The organism is Nonomuraea sp. NPDC047529 (assembly GCF_040642995.1).
In the GTDB taxonomy this organism is placed as follows: domain Bacteria; phylum Actinomycetota; class Actinomycetes; order Streptosporangiales; family Streptosporangiaceae; genus Nonomuraea.
In genome coordinates this window covers 379,671-396,426 of the sequence record NZ_JBEYTJ010000001.1, presented here as the reverse complement: position 1 = coordinate 396,426, position 16,756 = coordinate 379,671, and the positions used below count along the sequence as shown (strand labels likewise).

The following is a 16,756-nucleotide window of genomic DNA, read 5'->3' as shown; positions in this document are numbered from 1 at the left end:
AGGTAGCTTCCCAGCCGCTCTATTACGGGTAGTAGGGGAAGATCGTCCGGGTGCAGGACCTCATTGTGATGATCGTCTACTGCCGCCGTCCACAGTTGTCCACATGACCTTCCGCTTTCGGACGGGGCACCAACCCCGCTCGGCTGACCAAGACCGTGGTCAAGCTTGTGTGGGACGGTGGCGCGGAGGCGTCGGCGTGTGGGAACGCTGCTGTCACCACGGACAAGGCCATCCGGAGTGAGGGCCCGCCGAAGAAGGGGCCTTGCCAGAGAGATTGACCCCGGAACGGATCTCAGCATCCCACCGTCGGTGGTGTGATGCACAATCAATCCATGTCCGCGAATCCCCCCGCCTCGGGCGACCGAGGGTATGCCGTCATCTGGGCACTCGAATCAGGCTACGCCGTGGGCGAATCGGCTGGCCCTGAGATCGCTGACAGTGTGCATCGCGTCATAGGCCTGGCGGTTCGCCTGTGCTGGATGGGAGATCACGGCATCGAGGACTACGACAATGATGACGTGCGCCCGGTCGCAGTTGCTCTGAGCCGGGTGGCCAAGGTGGCGCTGACTAGGGACCAGGACACCTTTACGGGCGGCCAATACCTCCTATGGGAGCTTTGGTTTCGCGAGCCCGAGCACGCCCTTGTGAGTGAGCACAGCTATCTGATTCAGCAGGGACTCAGGGCGGCTGTGGACAAGTTGTGGCCGAATCGGCATCATCACGCGGACTATCTTGCTCTGGATAGCGTTGTGATCCAGAAACTCCAAGAACCGCAGGAGGTGGCGCTTGACTGGCACCTGCGCTTCGCCGAGTTCCTCCAGGCTCAGGGTGGGAACCAGGCTAGAATTCCGCGCGTCAAGCAGCAAGCTGGTGGCCCATCCGCGCCTGCTCTGCCGATAGAGGATCACCTGATCTTCACTAACGCGGGAGAGCTGAAGCTGTACCAAGCGCTGAAGCGTCGACAGGAGAAATATGACAAGCTGGAGACGATCGGCATCTTCCCCCTGCCTGGTATGCACATTCCGGGGCACACCTTCGAGCCTGACGTCCTGGTTACCTTCAAGGGGCGTGCCGGAGTCATCGAGATCGACGGTCCGCACCACAACAAGCGCTGGGCCTTCGACAAGTCCAAGGACGAACTGCTAGAGAACGCGGGGATTACCCTCATCAGCCGTATCAGCCCCGATGCGGTTGACAGGCCGGAGGAACTAGAAGCCTTCCTGGAGCGCTTCCTGCGTAAGCTCGGTGGCGATTGAGTGGGGCCAGGGCCCGGGCTTTTGCTCGTAGCGGTGCAGTGAGGACGGGGTCGAACTGCCGACCTTCCGCTTTTCAGGCGGCCCGATCCCCTGCTCGGATGATCGAGGCCATGGTCAAGTGCGCGTTGACGGTGCGGCGGATGCGTCGACGTGTGGGGACATTGCTGTCAGCGCTGCTGTCGCCTCAGCCACGGTCACCCGGTGCCGGGACCTGACGAAGGAAGGGCTCGGCGTCGATCGCCCTAGCCACGGTCGACGAGTAGCGAAGTGAGCGATCGTCACGGCCTTAACCACCTTGAGGCGAACCATCGGCATGCTCATGGTCGGAAGCTCACGATGCCGATCGGACCGAGTATTGGCGCACGGCTGGATGAGGCGGTATGCGGTGGGTTGCTGTACTCAGCTGCTATACAGCACGTGGCATTGACCAGTACGGCGACTTGGTGGGCTATTTAGGATTACGGCAAGCACTCGCACAGATCACGATCTCGGAATTCCGCACTAGTTGATAATCCAAGAGCCATGGTCCACACAGTCGGACTTCCTGAAGATCGCTGAATTTCCCAAATAGGGATCGATCCTCACGCTGAAATTCATGCCGGACAAATCGGCATATTCAAGCTTTGCCACAAAGACGCAGTTATCATTGTCACTATAAGCGAATAAACTTTCCGTTGCCGCGCGCAGACCTGCCAGCAATGAACTCCTGGGGATTTCATATAAATGATTGAAGAATCTACTGCCAATTCGCTCCCAGTGAAATACAAAGATTCGATCGGATTCGGCTGCATAGTCGACCATTTCCGTGCGCACCCCAAGCGCGCATAGCTTCGGGTCTAGATCTGGATCTTCAAACCAGTGAATCTCATCATCTCCACCCATATTTCCCATCGGTATTTCAGATAGGCGGACTTCCACTCCATCGCCCTTTTTTGCCCATTGTGTATCGAGACGCCAGCGCTCACTTCCGAGGAGCATGTTGTAGGGTTCCATCGACATTATCTTTATATCACGATGCCCCTGACTTCTTAGGCAATGTTCCATGGAGCTCCAGAAATCGCCTGCATCCAGCCCCCTTCCTTTTAGAGCGTGATGCATGGCCACTCTATAGCCCATTTCGTCGGCGAACGTCGCATCGACGACATCAGAGTCGGCCCCAGGACGGAAAACGGCATCGGGGAGCCGGTGACGCTGCCCAGAGATCCCGAGTTCCGCTATCTGATCAAACTTCTCGCGCATCCAGAATAGGACGTCTCCACTGGTGGTCATTCCTGCATATGTCTGCCGGACTTCGGGATAGATGTCAAGATATGTGCATATTTGATCATGATGCCATATCTTCCACCCTTTTATTGGAATATTGAGCTTGCGACACAGCTTGTCGATATGTAAATTTGCCTGATCAACTCCGCCCGAACCTGCTGCGGGCGTAAGCACGATGTTCGTGGCGAGTATCAGATAGTCCGGAATCTTCCCCGACAGGTTTCGCGACGACTTCCGATCCGCCCATTCGTTGAGTTCCTTTCTAATCTCGGACATAAACCAGTTACCGTCTTGTGGTGCACCCAATGGCCTACCGCGAAACTTAGATTGCAGGACAACGTAACCATCCCATGCTTCGGACGGATCCAGAGCCGGGAACTGGGTCTTCCCTTTAAAAGACGCTTCCCTTCCACCATCAGGACCATCACCGAACACACTTACGCCATGTCCGATTATCTTTGCCGCAAGAGCCTGTGTCAGGTGCTCAAATTCGCGAGAGCCGAGTCGAGTCAGATCGTAGTCCACTTAACTATTGTGCATGAAAGGTACGTCCGGCGCTCGTGATCGTCAGCTCTCCTTGGCAGGGGTGAGATGTCGGTTAGCGCGCGGGGTGGCGCTGGCCGCGACCGGCCGAAGAGCCGCAGCGCGGCCAGCGACCGCCCGACGCGCGGCAGGCCGCCGCAGGCGGGCTGCCCTTGAAACCGTAGGGAAAGTTCTCATCCGGTCGTGAAGCACTCCGTCTGACCTGCTGTTTCGTCCACTTCTCCGGTGCTGGCGATGCTGTTCAGGTTGGGGTAGCACCTTCGGGTGCAGTCCGGACTGAGTCAGCCGGCCCCTTCGACGTGCGACGCCAGGTTGGCAAGCGAGGAGGCGATCCCGGCCTCGTGTACCGCTTGGTCGATGCCGGGCGGTACGTCCGTGGCGGTGACGGTTACTTCGGTCCCTTCGCCGGCGGCAGCGAGTTGCCAGGTCATCGTCATGGTGCCCGCGTACGACGGGTCATCAGCCTCGAACACTGCCCGCTGCACCACGCGCTCTGGTGGCACCAGGTCGACGAACGCGACGTTGACGACGTCCGTCGCGTCTGACGTCTTGCCGGGGTTGTCGGTGGGATCGAGGTACGTGAGAACCATCATGAACCCCCCACCAGGCCGGGCATCCCACCGCTCGATCCGCCCGCGCATGCCGTCCGGCGGCAACCACGTTTCGAGCGACTCCCGGTCTAGGAGAGCGCCGTAGACGGTCGCCGGTGGTGCCGCGATCAGCCGGCTGGCGCGGTCAATCCTGGCCATGGCTCGAGTCTAGGACCGAAGCTGTCCAGGCCCATCCTCGTCGAACGACAGCCAGACCAGCGCCTTCGAAGGTGCCGTGGATAGGTCCCCCACCAGGTGTCGCCCGAAATACAGCTGTTGAGGGGTCAGGTGTGCGTTCGCGTCTGAAGTGGCGACCTCTTATGCGACCTGGCGAAGCATGTGGCGATTTCTCACCTGATCTGGCGAGGATGTCACTGCGCCTGGAGTGGTTCCTGGGGCTGTCGACCGCTTTGGAGGCGACGTGTCACCGTTGGTTATCGAGTTGGATCCGCTGAGGGCTGCCGGCCCGGTGCTGCTGGGGGCTTCGTTCGAGGATACAGGGCGGGTGCTGGCGGCGTGGGGCGCGCCGCAGCCGTACGCGCCGTATCCGGGTGCGGAGCCGCTGGATTGGCGGCTGATGGGATCGGGAGTTAATGTGCACGTATGCTGCGGGTCCGCAGGAGTGGTGCAGACGGTCGAGATCTACCGAGACTTCGACGTGGAGCCGCGGGCGCAGGTGTGCCTGCTTGGTGTGGATCTGTTCTCGACGCCTGCCGAGCAGGTGATCGCGGAACTGCGAGCCCGTTTCGACGTCGAGGTCGACCAGGGCGACTGCGGCTTGGTGGTGCCGGAGTTGTCCGTTGGGATGTCCCGATCCGGGGTCCCGTATCCGGGGGCGGATCAGGAGACCATCGACCGCTACACGTGTTTCGAGAGCGTCCTGATCGCGAGCCGGGGCTACTACGACCCGCCGCCTCGGAACGGGGCATTATGAGCACGGGGCTGGCTGCGATGGACGAGTTCTATGCGATTTATGTCGGAGAAGACGGCACAGAACGGCGTGTCCCGTGGGCGTGGCTAGGCGAGCTGGCTGATGACCTGGTTCGGCCGGTGCGGTCGTTCCTGTCCTGTAGGGGGCAGCGGAACTATCCTGGCTGGTACTGGTCGGCCGACTTGGGGCGCCACATCGGGTACGAGTCATGGCAACCGGTTCTGGGTCCAGCACAGCTCCACCTTGGCCATCGGCGTCCCGTTCCCCGAAATCCGCCACTTCAAATGAGAAGGCAAGGCCAGTGACCATCGCGGACACAAATGGCGAACCGCAGGTCAACGATGCCGGCCTCGACAGATCAACAGAGAAGTCACATCAGGCATGACTACTGCGGGGACACGATGGAGCCCTTGCCGGGCTTTGTGGTGATCAGCCCTCGTTCCCTGAGTGCCTCCATCGCCTTGCGGATGGTCACTCGTGCGACGTCGAACTCCTCCTGCAGCTTCACCTCGGAGATGAGGGTGAGGGGCGGGTAGGTGCCGTCGCCGATGCGCTCGGCCACGACGTTGGCTATCTGCTCCCACTTGTAGAGCCGCGGGTCCCATTCGATCACGGGACGACTCTAGGTATCCCCGCACCTAACGGCATAGAACAGGCATTGCTAGGAATGCTATAGACAGGTTAAGACAGGCTGGGATAGGTTGTGGCCATGGCGTTGGTGAGTGGCTGTGCGGAGTCCCGCCGGGTGGGGCTCCGTTCGGGCGCTTCGGTCTGCCGCTCCGCGAGGACGCGTTGTGCGGCTGGAGACAGCCCCTCGCTCACCAACGCCTGTTCATCGATCGCGACATCCGCGAGCACTGCCGGCGCCGCGCCGGCGATCGCGCGTTACGAAGGACGGTGAGCCCGGTGACAGAAGTCGGAGACCTTCACAGTACGCACCCCGCCTCGCCTCGACCGCACGCGGTGTCGGTGAGGTGGCTCCCAGCCGAGCAACGCCCCGATCGCACTCGGGTCCTGAACTACACCTGCGAATGCCGGTCGCCCGTCTTCGAGCATTGCATGGCCGGCGGGCAGAGCTTCATCCGGCGCTACGACCGGTCCGCCCCCTCCCCGAACGTCGTGGAGAGCCCGCGCATGCGGGTCGCTGATGCCATGACGCTGTGGCGACAGCTCATGCGAGGAGAAGCGAGGTAACGACGCACAGATCCGGCGAGCCATGCACACGTAGCGTCACTTTCTGAAATCGATCAGTGACGAGCGTTTCCGCAGGTCGAAGGCCGACCTGCGGTTTCGCATGCCCTTCGACTGGCAGTTTTTCTCCCAGTGACGCAGATCACCCGTCTTATCGTCGAAGCAGGCGACGAGAAGGAGGGGCGGCGACGTGGCAACAGAGTACGTGACGCAGGGCCAGCGGATCGCGCGGGCTCGTCACCGCAAGGGCTGGGATCAGGCGACCCTCGCCGAGAAGGTCGGCCGATCTGTCTCCTGGCTGTCGAAGGTGGAGAACGGCCGGATGCCGCTGGACCGGATGAGCGTCGTCGGGCAGCTCGCCGAAGCGCTCGGGGTGGAGGTCGGCGAGCTGACGGGCCAGCCGTACCAGCACGAGACGACGGAGCTCGACTCCGGGCACGCGGCCGTTCCGGGGCTTCGGCTCGCTCTTCAGCAGGCGTCGTTGCCCAGCGGGATCGGGCTGCCGGCGCGCGGGGAGCCGCGGACGTTGCAGGAGTTGGAGGCGAACGTCCGCCTGGCGGAGCAGCTGCGCCAGGACGCCAAGTTCACCGCCCTCGGTGAGGTGCTGCCCAGGATCCTCGCCGACCTGATAGCGATCATCAACGGCTCCTCAGCCGATCGCGACCGGGCCGAGGCGCTGATGCTGCGGGCCTGCCACATGGCGCGGGTGTCGTCGAACCTCCTGGGGCACCATGATCTCGGCTGGACGGCGGTACAGCGCGAACTCGTGGCGGCACAGCACGTGGGATCACCCGATCTGATCGCGGCGGCGAGCTGGGACCTGTGCGGGGTGTGGCTGCACGAGGCGCAGCTCGACCCGGCCAAGGACGCGGCCTTGTCGGCATTGGACCAGATCGAGCCGTACGTGAGCGGAGACGACACGATCAAGGCGATGTGGGGTGCCCTGCATCTGCGGGCCGCCGTGGCGTATTCCAGGCTGTGGGACCAGAGAGAGGCGGAGAGCCATCTGGACGAGGCCCGCCGCGTCGCCGAGGTCCTGCCGCGGGACGGCAACGCGTTCCAAACCCAGTTCAACCGGGTCAACACCACCATTCACGCCGTCGAGGTCAGCATGGAGCTGGGCCGGCCTCGTGAGGTCATCTCGCGGGCCGAACACGTCGAGATCGCCGAGATCGCCTCGTCCGAACGCCAGGCTCACTACTGGACCTGCACCGCGGCGGGCTACCACATGAACAGAAAGGACAACGAAGCCGCAGACGCTCTGCTCCGTGCCGACCGGATCGCGCCTCAGCACGTCCGGAACCGTCCGTTGGTCCGCAACATCGTGCGCGACCTGCGAGACAGCGGCAAGCTGCATCGTCAGCGCGAGATCCTCAACCTCGCGAAGGTCATGCGGCTGCTCTGAGCACGACGAACGGAGGGCTATCCGCGCAATGGCTCCTCACCCAGCAGGTAACCCGGGGGCGCTTCGGCGTTCTGCCTACACGATGGGGTGATACGTGGGTCTTAGCGAGACTGAACGACAGATCCTGCTTCGCGAGCTGGCGGAGATCGCGGTCGATCTGGCCGAACTCCAGCGGCGTGCGATGAGGGTCTCTACTCGGCTTGATCAGGGCGAGTCCGAGCGTCCAGCTCGTCCAGCCTGACCGTCAGCTTGTTCATGTGCTGACGGATCTCGCGCAACTGCTCGGAGATGATGCGGAACTCTTCGCTGTGCTCGCCAGAGGCGGGGACGGCCTCGACGTCGTCAGGGGTGCGGGTGACGAAGCTGCCCGCCCCCTGGCGGGTCTCGATGAGTCCTTCGTCGCGGAGTACAGCCAGGGCGTTGCCGATGGTCATCATGGCCACGCCGTACTTCTCGGACAGCTCACGCGCTACGGGGAGCTGTTCTCCCACTGCATACCGGCCTGAGGCGATGTCGCGCCGAATGTCCTCGGCAATCCGCAGGTACGGCCGGCGCCGGTCAGTGGTTGCCATGACTCAATTTTAGCGGTTCTAGATGCCTAGGTCTCTGGGCAACCTGTAAGGAATCTCGAAGCGATTTAGCTATCTCGGTTTACAGAGCTAGTTACCTAGGTATCTTTGTAACTAGCACAGTCACTCTGAAGGAGAGCAGCTCTCATGCGCACCATCCCGATCCCCGTCGACACCTCCAAGCTCGTCATCACCTGCGTGAAGGCACCGAAGCCCCGCCTGGTCAACAAGGACACCGGCGAGATCAAGACCGACAAGAACGGCAACACCGTCTACGAGATCACCGTCTCGGTGGAAGACGAGTTCGGCCGGATCGAACTCGTCAAGATCGGCACTTCGGGGGAACCCCCGATCGCTGCCGGTCAGCAGGTCAACCCGTCCGGCATGGTCGGCTACGTCTGGGAGATCGCGGGCCGGTGGGGCATCTCCTACCGCGCCGCCACCCTCCTACCGGCAGACACGGAGCCGCTCCGTGTCTGACACCACGCTCCTCGTGCTCGGAGTCCTGGCCGCTGCGGCGGCCGGGCTCTGGGCCTGGCGCCGCTGGCACTACCCGTCGTTCTGGCTCGTGGCCGCCTTCCCGCTGGTCGCGATCAGCGTACGGGCGAGCTGGCGCAAGGTCGCCCTCGGCTGCCACCTCACCAAGAAGCGGCAGCGCTTCTGGTTCACCACCGTCCCCGGCCTGGTCGCCTCGACCGGCGTCGTCCGCGTCCGACGCAAGTGGCAGCGCATCGCCGTGGACACCAAGCCGTTCATGTGGCTGCCCAAGCCCACCCGCTACGGCTGGCGCGTCACCCTGCACACCTTGGAAGGACAGATCCCCGCCGACTACGCCGACGCCGCCGAACGGCTTGCCCACTCGTGGGGCGTCCACGCGATCCGCGTCTCGTCGCCTCGTCCTGGACGAGTCGTCCTGTCCGCCACCGTCCGCGATCCACTGGTCCGGGTCGAGACGCTGCCGACCTCGCCCGAACTGCTCAGGGTCACCGTGGGACGTCTGGAGACCGGCGGTCCCTGGACCATCGACTTCAGGACCGTCCCACACTGGCTTAACGCCGGAGCGACCCAGTCCGGCAAGTCCAACCTCGCCAACGCACTGGTCCAAGGGCTGGCTCCTCAACCGGTCGCCCTGGTCGGCTTCGACCTCAAGGGCGGCGTGGAGTTCACCCCGTACAGCCCTCGCCTGTCGGCGCTGGGCACCACACGACCTGAATGCGTCGGCCTGCTGGACGACCTCGTCAGTCTGATGACTGGCCGGATGGCCCAGTGCCGGAAGGCCGGCGCCCGCAACATCTGGCAACTCCCGGACGATCAGCGGCCTGTGCCCGTCGTGGTCCTGGTCGACGAACTGGCCGAGCTGTACCTGATGGCCGACAAGTCGGAGAAGGACGAGATCGCCAAGACCTCGACGGCGCTGCTTCGGGTCGCTCAGCTCGGTAGGGCGTTCGGCATCTACCTGTTCTGCTGCGGCCAGCGCATCGGCTCCGACCTCGGTCCCGGTGTCACTGCCCTGCGCGCCCAGTGCTCCGGCCGCATCTGCCACCGCGTCAACGACCCCGAAACCGCCACCATGACCCTCGGCGACCTCGACCCCGCCGCCCTCGCCTCGGCTCGTGCCATTCCGGCCGAGACACCTGGCGTCGCCATCGTCGCCTCCCAGGACGGCCAGTGGTACCGCGCCCGCTCCTACTACGTCAGCGAGCAAGCCGCCGAACTCGCCGCCTCCACCTATGCCGACCGCTCACCTGTCTGGGCCGACGTCGTCGCCGGCCACGCCGCCCAGGTGAGCGACACCGATCTCGCCGAGTTCCTCAACTCCATCCCTGACCCAAGAGAGGCCTGAACTTCGATGCGACGCCTCGCCCACTGGCTGCTCGACACCGGCCCCGTCCTAGTCCTGGCCCTCATCGCTGGAGCCGGGTCCTTCACCCACATCCGCGACACCGCCAGCGACCACGGACAGTCCGGCTGGATGGCCTGGGCGATCGCCGTCTGCATCGACCTCACCTGCGTCATGGCCGCCCGCGAGCGGCAACGCGACAAGAAGACCGCCCGTGTACGGCGTGGCCTGATCTCCTGGCCCGTCCTCGTCCTGACCGGAGGCATCGTCCTGTCCCTGGCCGCCAACCTCCAACAAGCCGACCCGACCGCCTGGGGCTGGATCACCGCCGCCACTCCGGCCGGCGCCTTCCTCGTCGCCGTCTCCATGCTCGAACGCCGGACGTCCGGCCCACGTCCCGACTCGTCCTCAGACATCTTCAGGACGTCCCCAGAAGACGTCCCTACGTCCCCGCCGCGTCCCGACGCCCCCGTAGCCGTCCCGTCCGTAGACCGTCCCGCCCTCGTCCCCGCCCAGAACCGCCAGGACGAACGCCCCGGACCGTCCCCGGCACTGGTCGACTACGCCCGCCGCGTCGCCGACGAACACCACACCCGACACGGCAAGCCCATCACCCGCGACGTTCTCCGCGCCCGCCTGGGCGTGTCCGAGCAACTCGCTTCCGACCTTCTCCACAGCCTGCACACCGTCCCAGTAACCACCTGAAAGGCGCACCACCATGAACAACGACCGAGACGCCCTCATCGCCGGACTCATCTCCATGGCGGGCTTCCTCAAGGCCCACCCTCAGATCCCGACCTCGATGGCACCCGTCACCCTGCGCGCCTTCCCCGACAACGGCTCCGACGACGACATGCGCGCCGAGGTCGACAAGGTCGCTGCACTGCTCGGCACGGAGATCGACCCTCACCACCTGCCGCATGACCACTACATGACCGGCATCGGCTTTGGACCGGTCCGCTACGAGTTCATTGCCATCCTCGCCGCCGCCCGCGCCCGTCACGCCGCCGATGACAGCTACCGCGGCTGCATCCAGATCGACACCACCCGGGAGCCCTGACCATGCGCATCCGACTCGAAGGCAACCGCGCCGAACTCACCCTCGGCGTGATCCACCTTCGCCAGATCTTCACCGTCACCAGCATGTCGCGGGCCTTCCCCGACAGGAGCCGGCCGCGGAACTACCGCCTCTACGTCACCATCACCCCGCGCAAGGACCACCGTCCATGACGGCCGAAGATCCCTGGACCGACTGGCCCGACATCCTCGCCGCCGTCCCGCTCGCAAACGGCCGCTGCTGCACCTGCAACGGAACGGGCCTCGACGGCGACAGCGACACCTGCCGCGACTGCGAGGGCACCGGCATCGACAACCACGGCGCATAGCCGAGATCCCCTCACCTGGCCACACAACCGCCGAGTTCCGCGCCAGGTGAGGGGCCATCCCACTCCAGAACGCATCCGGACAGGACGGATCCATCTTGCACCACTCACACGCCGTAGCCGGGATGATCGACCGGCTCCACCAACCCGACTACGACCGCTGGGCGCACCAGATCAAGCGCACCGGCGGCTGCCGACAGCCCATCCACCTGCGTGGCAAGGTCGACCACTTCGACCAGGCCACCGGCCAGCTGCTCCACCGCTACAGCACCAACCGCGAACCGGGCGGCGTCCTGCGTGTTCCGTGCAAGACCCGCCGCGCCTCCCGTTGCCCGGCCTGCGCCGAGGTCTACCGCGCCGACACCTACCAACTCGTCCGCGCCGGCCTCGTCGGTGGCAAGGGCGTCCCGGAGACGGTCAGTTCGCACCCGTGCCTGTTCGTCACCCTCACCGCCCCCTCCTTCGGGAGCGTCCACACCCGCCGGGAGAAGAACGGCAAGGTCCAGCCCTGCCACGCCCGCCGCAACGCCCAGACCTGCCCGCACGGACAGCTCATGTCCTGCACCGACCGGCACCACGCCGACGACCCGCGTCTGGGTGAACCGCTGTGCCCCGACTGCTACGACTACGACGGCTCGGTCCTGTTCAACGCCATCAGCCCTGAGCTGTGGCGCCGCTTCACCCTCGCCCTGCGCCGCCGCTTCGCCCGGCTCAACGGCCTGACCGTCAAGGCCCTGCGCGACCAGGTGACCATCGCCTTCGCCAAAGTCGCCGAGTACCAGCGCCGCGGCGTCGTCCACTTCCACGCCGTCATCCGCCTCGACGGACCCGACGGCCCCCACTCACCACCACCGACCTGGGCCACCGCCGACGCCCTGGCCGACGCCGTCCAGCACGCGGCAGCCGTGGTGACCGCCGAGATCAAGCCACTGAGCCGAACGTTCCGATGGGGCACACAGCTCGACGTCCGCCGCATCACCATGAACGGCGACCTCACCGAACAAGCCGTCGCCGCCTACATCGCCAAGTACGCCACCAAGGCCGCCGAATGCGTCGGCACTCTGGACCGCCGCATCCAACCCCTCGACAACCTCGACGCCCTCCCCGTCCGCGACCACGCCCGCCAGCTGATCGCCTCCTGCATGCGCCTTGGCGAGAACGCCGACCTGGCCGACCTACGGCTCACCCACTGGGCCCACATGCTCGGCTTCCGCGGCCACTTCTCCACCAAGAGCCGCCACTACTCCACCACCCTCGGCGAACTCCGCACCGCCCGCGAAGAACATATGCGCACAGAAGAGATCAGCCACGGGCGGCTGCCGCTCTTCGACGAGGACACCGTCCTCGTCGTCGCCCACTGGGAGTACGCCGGGCAGGGTCAATCGGCCGGCGACGCGCTTCTCGCCGCAGCCATCACCGGCACCTCTTCGGGAGGCCATTCATGACCCGACTCCTTCTCACTATCCCCGAAGCCGCCGAAGCCCTGGCCATCTCACGAAGCAAGCTCTACCAACTGCTGGCTACCGGCGCCGTCGCTTCCATCCGCATCGACGGCTCTCGCCGCATCCCCGTCACGGCCCTTAACGAGTACATCATCCGCCTGACCAGGAAGGAGGTCGCCGTATGACCAAGACCTTCATCGGCACGCCGGACGAGCAGCCGCGCAAGAAGAAGGCACCCAAGCTGCGCGACGGCGTCATGAAGCGCGGCACCACCTGGTCGTACGTGATCAGGGTCCGCGACCCTGAGACAGGGGAGAGCAAGCCGCGATGGGTTGGCGGCTTCACCTGCGAGGACGATGCCAAGGCCGCTCGTGACGAAGCACGGGTCAAGGCCCGCCGTGGCGAGTACGTCGACCGCAACACGATCACCGTCCGCGAGTACCTCGATGAGTGGATCGAGGCGCACGCCGTCGAGATCAAGCCCAAGACCCTCGCCGACTACCGGCACATCATCGAGCGATACATCAAGCCCAACATCGGCACGCTGCGGTTGCAGGCCGTTCGGGCTACCGCGATCACCAAGCTGTACCGGGACCTGAGGGTCGGCGGCGGCAAGAACGGGCGGCCGCTCTCCTCACGCACGGTCGACTACGTCCACGCCGTGCTTCGGAAGGCATTCCGCGATGCCGTGAACGTCGATGAGATCCTGTCGTCCAGTCCGGTCGAGAAGGCCAAGCGCCCCCGACGGGAGATCAGCGAGCCCGGCACGGTCTGGACCACGGACCAGCTCAAGACGTTCCTCTTCGCTGCTCGCGATCATCGCCTTTGGCCCTTCTTCCACGTCGCGGCCTACACAGGTGCCCGGCGCGGTGAGCTGCTTCATCTGCGCTGGTCCGATGTCGACCTTGAGGGCAAGCAGATCACTATCCGCGGCTCGGCCTCGTTCATCGACGGCAAGCGCGTCGAGGGCACCACCAAGAGCGGTCGTAAGCGCGTCGTCGGCCTCGATGCGCGGACGGTCCAGGTCTTGCGCGCACAGCGCTCCCAGCAAGCCGCGGACAAGCTCCAACTCGGCCCGGAGTGGCGGGGCGGCGGCGACTACGTGTTCACCACGGGATGGGGGGAGCCCGTTCACCCCGACACGCTCAGCTCGCTCTTCCCGATCTTGATCAAGCGGCACAACCAAACGAACACCGGCACGCCGTTGCCCCATGCGCGGCTTCACGACCTACGCCATATCCATGCGACGATCCTGCTCCTGGCCGGCGTCCCCGTCCATGTGGTCGCGGCCCGGCTCGGCCACGCCGACCCGTCGATCACGCTCAGGGTCTATGCCCATGTGATCCGTGCCGCCGAGGCGTCAGCCGCTGATGTCTTCGCTGAGGCGATCGGTGAGGGATGAGAGGCCGTGTTAGCAGAGGTGTTAGCAAGATCCCTAGATTGTCCTGACAAACAGAAAGGCCCGCTCCCAGGAACCCTGGGAGCAGGCCTTTCGCATGTGTGCGGCCGGAGGTACTCGAAACCCCAACCTTCTGATCCGTAGTCAGATGCTCTATCCATTGAGCTACGGCCGCTCGCTGCGTAAGCAAGCATAGCGGGTTCTGAGCGGTGCATCGAACCGAATACCCGCGATCACTGGCGAGCCGACGGTTCCTTCTTCGGCCAGAGCGTGTAGCTCACCGGCCAGAGCAGGGCGATGAGGGGGATCTTGAGCAGGTTGAGCATGAAGTCCATCAGGGCTTTTGTGCGGGAGGGGTCGTTCACCAGCCAGATGAGGCCGAACAGGATGAGGCAGAAGATTCCGTACGCCAGGACCAGTTTCAGCCAGAACCCCCACTCGTAGCGGGTGCGGGCCATGCCGCCCGCCGGCGGCTTCCAGGGCGGGGGGCCGCCGGCGAAGCGGTGGTGGAAGCGGGCGTCGGCCCAGCGCATGGTCCGGTGGCCGAAGACGATCGAGTAGGCGAGGTAGGCCGCCGCCAGGCCGTGGCGCAGGTCCGCCGTGGCGCCGCCGCGCATGTCGATGACCGCCGCGGCCAGGAGGACCACGTCGAGGAGCGGGACGCAGAGGAGGAGGGCCGTGCTGAGCCGGCGGCGCTTCCAGAGGTAGCGGCTGGCCAGGCCGAGACCCAGGAGGAGCCAGAAGCCGATTTCGCAGCCGATGAGGATGGCGACAATCACATGTTCCAGCTTGGGGGGATTCGCGGCCCGGCACATCGTCGGTGAAAACGAGCCTGTGGATACATCGAAGGGTGTATCCACAGGCGGACCCTCGGAGGACGGCGGCGGTCGCCGGGAGTGGTGTGATGAGGACATGACACGGGCGGCGGTGAAGAGCGGTGGCGCCGAGGCGCGGGCGGTTGCACGGTGGCTGAGGCCGTTCGCCGTGCGCGGGGTGGCCGGTGGCCAGGAGAAGGGCCGGGTACGGCCCGCAGTGGCGGCCGGGCTGGCCTTCGTTCTGGGGGCGCTGCTGATCCTGGCCGGTGCGTACGTGCAGCGCGGCGTGCCGGTGTGGGCCCTGCTGGTGCCGTTGGCGATCACCTGTTCGGCCGTGTTGCTGCGGCAGCGGGCGCCGCTGTGGTCGTTGGCGCTGGGGGTGGTGGCCGTCACGGTCGACGGGGTGGTGGGGCCGTCGCTGGCGACCGTGCTGGTGTTCACCGACAATCTGTACGCCGCGGCGCTCTACGGGCCGGCGCGGTTCGCTCGCTGGCTGCTCGGGATCACGACGGTGCTGGCCGTGGTGGGTGGGGCGGTGGCGGCGTTCATCGCGGCGGACTGGCGGTTGCTGGCCGTCATGGGCATCCAGGTAGGGCTGGTGCTGATCACGCCGGTCACCACGGCTTGGGTGCTGCGGGAGCAGCGGGACCGGGCGGCCGCGGAACGGGCGCGGGCGGAGCAGGTCGCGCATCTGGCCGAGCTCGACCGGCAGGCGGCGATCGCGGCCGAGCGTACGCGGATGGCTCGTGAGCTGCACGACATGATCGCGAACCATTTCAGCGCCATCGCCATCCAGTCGACGGCTGCTCTGTCCCGTAAGGACCTGGATCGGGAGACGGTTCGCAAGGTCATGGAGTCCGTACGGGAGAACAGCGTCAAGGGGATGGCCGAGATGCGGGACATGATCGGGCTGCTGCGGGAGGCCAACGGCGGGCGCGAGGAGGACGGGCAGGAGCTTGAGGCCACCCGGCCGCGGTTGGCTGACACGGAGAGCCTGGTCGAGCGTACGCGGCGGGCTGGGATGGCGGTTGAGCTGCGGGTCGACGGGGAGTTGCGTGAGGTGCCGGCTTCGGTGGATCTGGCTGGTTATCGGATCCTTCAGGAAGGGCTGACGAACGCGCTCAAGCATGGCGAGGCGCCGGTTGTCGTCTCGCTGGCGTACGAACCTGGGGAGGTTCTCCTGACGATCGAGAACCGGGTCGGCCGGCGTGGCGCTCGGCTGCCGGGGGCAGGGGCGGGGCTGATCGGCATGCGTGAACGGGCTTCGCTGGTAGGAGGGTTCTTCGAGGCGGGGCCATGGGGGGACGGCTGGCGCGTCGTGGCGGCCTTCCCGACGTCGCTCGACGTACCGGCTTCGGGGGACCGTTCTTCGAGCAGCCGGGTCTCGGGGGAGCAGGCTACGAGGGAGCCGCCTGGCGACGGCGGACGCTTCAAAAGCGGCGACGGCGGGCGCTCCGGGACGGCGGACGGGGAGAGGGGGGTGGCGTGAGTATCAGGGTGTTGGTGGCTGACGATCATGCGGCCGTACGCGCCGGGATCGTGATGATCCTCGACGGCGCCGACGACATCGAGGTCGTGGGTGAGGCCGCCGACGGCGAGCAGGCGGTCCGGTTGGCCCACGACCTGCGTCCCGACGTCGTCCTCATGGACATCCGTATGCCCCGCCTCGACGGCATCTCCGCCACCAGGGAGCTGGCGGGGGTGAGCGACGTCCTGATCCTCACGACGTTCGACGTCGACGAGTACGTCTTCGGCGCCCTCCGGGCGGGCGCGGCCGGTTTCCTGCTCAAGAACACCGAGGCCGACGCCCTGGTGGAAGCGGTAAGGCTGGTGGCGGGCGGCGAGGGGATGATCGCGCCGGGCGTCACCAGACGGCTGATCGCGGCCTTCGCCGACCAGCCGCCCCGTCGCGAGCCCTCCGACCCGGAGGCCCTGACCCCGCGCGAACGCGAGGTGCTGGCCTGCATCGGCCGCGGCCTGTCCAACGCCGAGATCGCCAAAGAGCTCGACATGGCCGAAGCCACCACGAAGACGCACGTCAGCCGCCTCCTGAACAAACTGGGACTGAAGAGCCGCGTCCAGGCAGCGATTTACTACTCAGAGTCGCTTTAGCCCCGTAGGGTGAACGCC

General features: G+C 65.5%; 19 protein-coding genes and 1 tRNA gene. 14 read left to right on the top strand and 6 right to left on the bottom strand.

Translation table 11 applies throughout. The annotated features are described in order from the left end of the window. Positions 1–332 precede the first annotated feature (332 nt). Positions 333–1,256: a hypothetical protein gene (locus ABZ815_RS02060; protein WP_357692968.1), complete on the top strand. Its 924-nt coding sequence runs from the start codon at positions 333–335 to the stop codon at positions 1,254–1,256. Between the two features lie 501 nt (positions 1,257–1,757). Here the strand turns inward: ABZ815_RS02060 and ABZ815_RS02055 are convergent. Both ABZ815_RS02055 and ABZ815_RS02050 read right to left on the bottom strand, forming a co-directional pair. Next, entirely contained in the window at positions 1,758–3,044 is a 1,287-nt protein-coding gene (locus tag ABZ815_RS02055) for a hypothetical protein (RefSeq protein ID WP_357692966.1), read from the bottom strand. Between the two features lie 299 nt (positions 3,045–3,343). Beyond that, on the bottom strand, positions 3,344–3,811 hold the full coding sequence (locus ABZ815_RS02050) for an SRPBCC family protein (protein WP_357692964.1): 468 nt from the start codon (positions 3,809–3,811) through the stop codon (positions 3,344–3,346). Between the two features lie 262 nt (positions 3,812–4,073). Here ABZ815_RS02050 and ABZ815_RS02045 point away from each other — a divergent pair, with 262 nt between their 5' ends. Then, entirely contained in the window at positions 4,074–4,586 is a 513-nt protein-coding gene (locus ABZ815_RS02045; RefSeq protein ID WP_357692962.1) for a hypothetical protein, read from the top strand. A 382-nt stretch (positions 4,587–4,968) separates the two neighbouring features. On the opposite strand, the gene ABZ815_RS02040 is transcribed toward ABZ815_RS02045, so the two are convergent. Continuing rightward, entirely contained in the window at positions 4,969–5,196 is a 228-nt protein-coding gene (locus ABZ815_RS02040) for a GntR family transcriptional regulator (RefSeq protein ID WP_352365806.1), read from the bottom strand. A gap of 768 nt (positions 5,197–5,964) precedes the next feature. On the opposite strand from ABZ815_RS02040, the gene ABZ815_RS02035 reads away from it, so the two are divergent. Next, positions 5,965–7,179, top strand: coding sequence for a helix-turn-helix transcriptional regulator (locus tag ABZ815_RS02035; protein WP_357692959.1), 1,215 nt, complete (start codon positions 5,965–5,967; stop codon positions 7,177–7,179). Between the two features lie 191 nt (positions 7,180–7,370). On the opposite strand, the gene ABZ815_RS02030 is transcribed toward ABZ815_RS02035, so the two are convergent. Next, entirely contained in the window at positions 7,371–7,751 is a 381-nt protein-coding gene (locus ABZ815_RS02030) for a winged helix-turn-helix domain-containing protein (protein WP_357692957.1), read from the bottom strand. 144 nt (positions 7,752–7,895) lie between these two features. On the opposite strand from ABZ815_RS02030, the gene ABZ815_RS02025 reads away from it, so the two are divergent. The 9 genes from ABZ815_RS02025 to ABZ815_RS01985 all read left to right on the top strand — a co-directional run bounded on the left by ABZ815_RS02025 (position 7,896) and on the right by ABZ815_RS01985 (position 13,814). Beyond that, the gene (locus ABZ815_RS02025; protein WP_357692955.1) at positions 7,896–8,228 is read left to right on the top strand and encodes a hypothetical protein; all 333 of its coding nucleotides are present in this window, start codon (positions 7,896–7,898) and stop codon (positions 8,226–8,228) included. Further along, the gene (locus ABZ815_RS02020) at positions 8,221–9,591 is read left to right on the top strand and encodes an FtsK/SpoIIIE domain-containing protein (protein ID WP_357692953.1); all 1,371 of its coding nucleotides are present in this window, start codon (positions 8,221–8,223) and stop codon (positions 9,589–9,591) included. Before ABZ815_RS02025 ends, ABZ815_RS02020 begins: the two co-directional genes overlap by 8 nt. A gap of 6 nt (positions 9,592–9,597) precedes the next feature. Next, positions 9,598–10,293, top strand: a complete 696-nt coding sequence (locus ABZ815_RS02015) for a DUF2637 domain-containing protein (RefSeq protein WP_357692951.1) — start codon at positions 9,598–9,600, stop codon at positions 10,291–10,293. Positions 10,294–10,306: 13 nt separating this feature from the next. Further along, a complete protein-coding gene (locus ABZ815_RS02010; RefSeq protein ID WP_352365794.1) occupies positions 10,307–10,648 on the top strand; it encodes a hypothetical protein in 342 nt (113 codons plus the stop codon). A 2-nt stretch (positions 10,649–10,650) separates the two neighbouring features. Next, complete coding sequence (locus tag ABZ815_RS02005; RefSeq protein ID WP_357692949.1) at positions 10,651–10,818, top strand: hypothetical protein; 168 nt, start codon at positions 10,651–10,653, stop codon at positions 10,816–10,818. Continuing rightward, positions 10,815–10,973 carry a hypothetical protein gene (locus ABZ815_RS02000; protein WP_357692947.1) on the top strand — a complete coding sequence of 53 codons (159 nt, stop codon included), beginning with the start codon at positions 10,815–10,817 and terminating at the stop codon, positions 10,971–10,973. The genes ABZ815_RS02005 and ABZ815_RS02000 overlap by 4 nt, the downstream gene beginning before the upstream one ends. Positions 10,974–11,095: 122 nt before the next feature. Next, positions 11,096–12,415 carry a replication initiator gene (locus ABZ815_RS01995; protein ID WP_357692945.1) on the top strand — a complete coding sequence of 440 codons (1,320 nt, stop codon included), beginning with the start codon at positions 11,096–11,098 and terminating at the stop codon, positions 12,413–12,415. Further along, positions 12,412–12,597: a helix-turn-helix domain-containing protein gene (locus ABZ815_RS01990; RefSeq protein WP_357692943.1), complete on the top strand. Its 186-nt coding sequence runs from the start codon at positions 12,412–12,414 to the stop codon at positions 12,595–12,597. The genes ABZ815_RS01995 and ABZ815_RS01990 overlap by 4 nt, the downstream gene beginning before the upstream one ends. Next, positions 12,594–13,814 (top strand): site-specific integrase, encoded by a 1,221-nt coding sequence (locus ABZ815_RS01985; protein ID WP_357692941.1) that lies wholly within the window; start codon positions 12,594–12,596, stop codon positions 13,812–13,814. The genes ABZ815_RS01990 and ABZ815_RS01985 overlap by 4 nt, the downstream gene beginning before the upstream one ends. A 99-nt stretch (positions 13,815–13,913) precedes the next feature. Here the strand turns inward: ABZ815_RS01985 and ABZ815_RS01980 are convergent. Then, positions 13,914–13,986 (bottom strand) — tRNA-Arg (locus tag ABZ815_RS01980). Positions 13,987–14,044: 58 nt separating this feature from the next. Next, positions 14,045–14,590: a hypothetical protein gene (locus tag ABZ815_RS01975; protein ID WP_357692939.1), complete on the bottom strand. Its 546-nt coding sequence runs from the start codon at positions 14,588–14,590 to the stop codon at positions 14,045–14,047. A 133-nt stretch (positions 14,591–14,723) separates the two neighbouring features. On the opposite strand from ABZ815_RS01975, the gene ABZ815_RS01970 reads away from it, so the two are divergent. Together ABZ815_RS01970 and ABZ815_RS01965 are read left to right on the top strand one after the other, a co-directional pair. After that, positions 14,724–16,115 carry a histidine kinase gene (locus tag ABZ815_RS01970; RefSeq protein ID WP_357692937.1) on the top strand — a complete coding sequence of 464 codons (1,392 nt, stop codon included), beginning with the start codon at positions 14,724–14,726 and terminating at the stop codon, positions 16,113–16,115. Further along, positions 16,112–16,738: a response regulator transcription factor gene (locus tag ABZ815_RS01965; RefSeq protein ID WP_357692935.1), complete on the top strand. Its 627-nt coding sequence runs from the start codon at positions 16,112–16,114 to the stop codon at positions 16,736–16,738. Before ABZ815_RS01970 ends, ABZ815_RS01965 begins: the two co-directional genes overlap by 4 nt. Positions 16,739–16,756 lie beyond the last annotated feature (18 nt).

Coding starts and splice junctions, on each gene's coding strand:
- ABZ815_RS02060 (WP_357692968.1), top strand. CDS start 333: ATGTCCGCGAATCCCCCCGCCTCGGGCGACCGAGGGTATGCCGTCATC.
- ABZ815_RS02000 (WP_357692947.1), top strand. CDS start 10,815: ATGACGGCCGAAGATCCCTGGACCGACTGGCCCGACATCCTCGCCGCC.
- ABZ815_RS02025 (WP_357692955.1), top strand. CDS start 7,896: ATGCGCACCATCCCGATCCCCGTCGACACCTCCAAGCTCGTCATCACC.
- ABZ815_RS02005 (WP_357692949.1), top strand. CDS start 10,651: ATGCGCATCCGACTCGAAGGCAACCGCGCCGAACTCACCCTCGGCGTG.
- ABZ815_RS02010 (WP_352365794.1), top strand. CDS start 10,307: ATGAACAACGACCGAGACGCCCTCATCGCCGGACTCATCTCCATGGCG.
- ABZ815_RS01970 (WP_357692937.1), top strand. CDS start 14,724: ATGACACGGGCGGCGGTGAAGAGCGGTGGCGCCGAGGCGCGGGCGGTT.
- ABZ815_RS02050 (WP_357692964.1), bottom strand. CDS start 3,811: ATGGCCAGGATTGACCGCGCCAGCCGGCTGATCGCGGCACCACCGGCG.
- ABZ815_RS02015 (WP_357692951.1), top strand. CDS start 9,598: ATGCGACGCCTCGCCCACTGGCTGCTCGACACCGGCCCCGTCCTAGTC.
- ABZ815_RS01985 (WP_357692941.1), top strand. CDS start 12,594: ATGACCAAGACCTTCATCGGCACGCCGGACGAGCAGCCGCGCAAGAAG.
- ABZ815_RS02030 (WP_357692957.1), bottom strand. CDS start 7,751: ATGGCAACCACTGACCGGCGCCGGCCGTACCTGCGGATTGCCGAGGAC.
- ABZ815_RS01995 (WP_357692945.1), top strand. CDS start 11,096: ATGATCGACCGGCTCCACCAACCCGACTACGACCGCTGGGCGCACCAG.
- ABZ815_RS01990 (WP_357692943.1), top strand. CDS start 12,412: ATGACCCGACTCCTTCTCACTATCCCCGAAGCCGCCGAAGCCCTGGCC.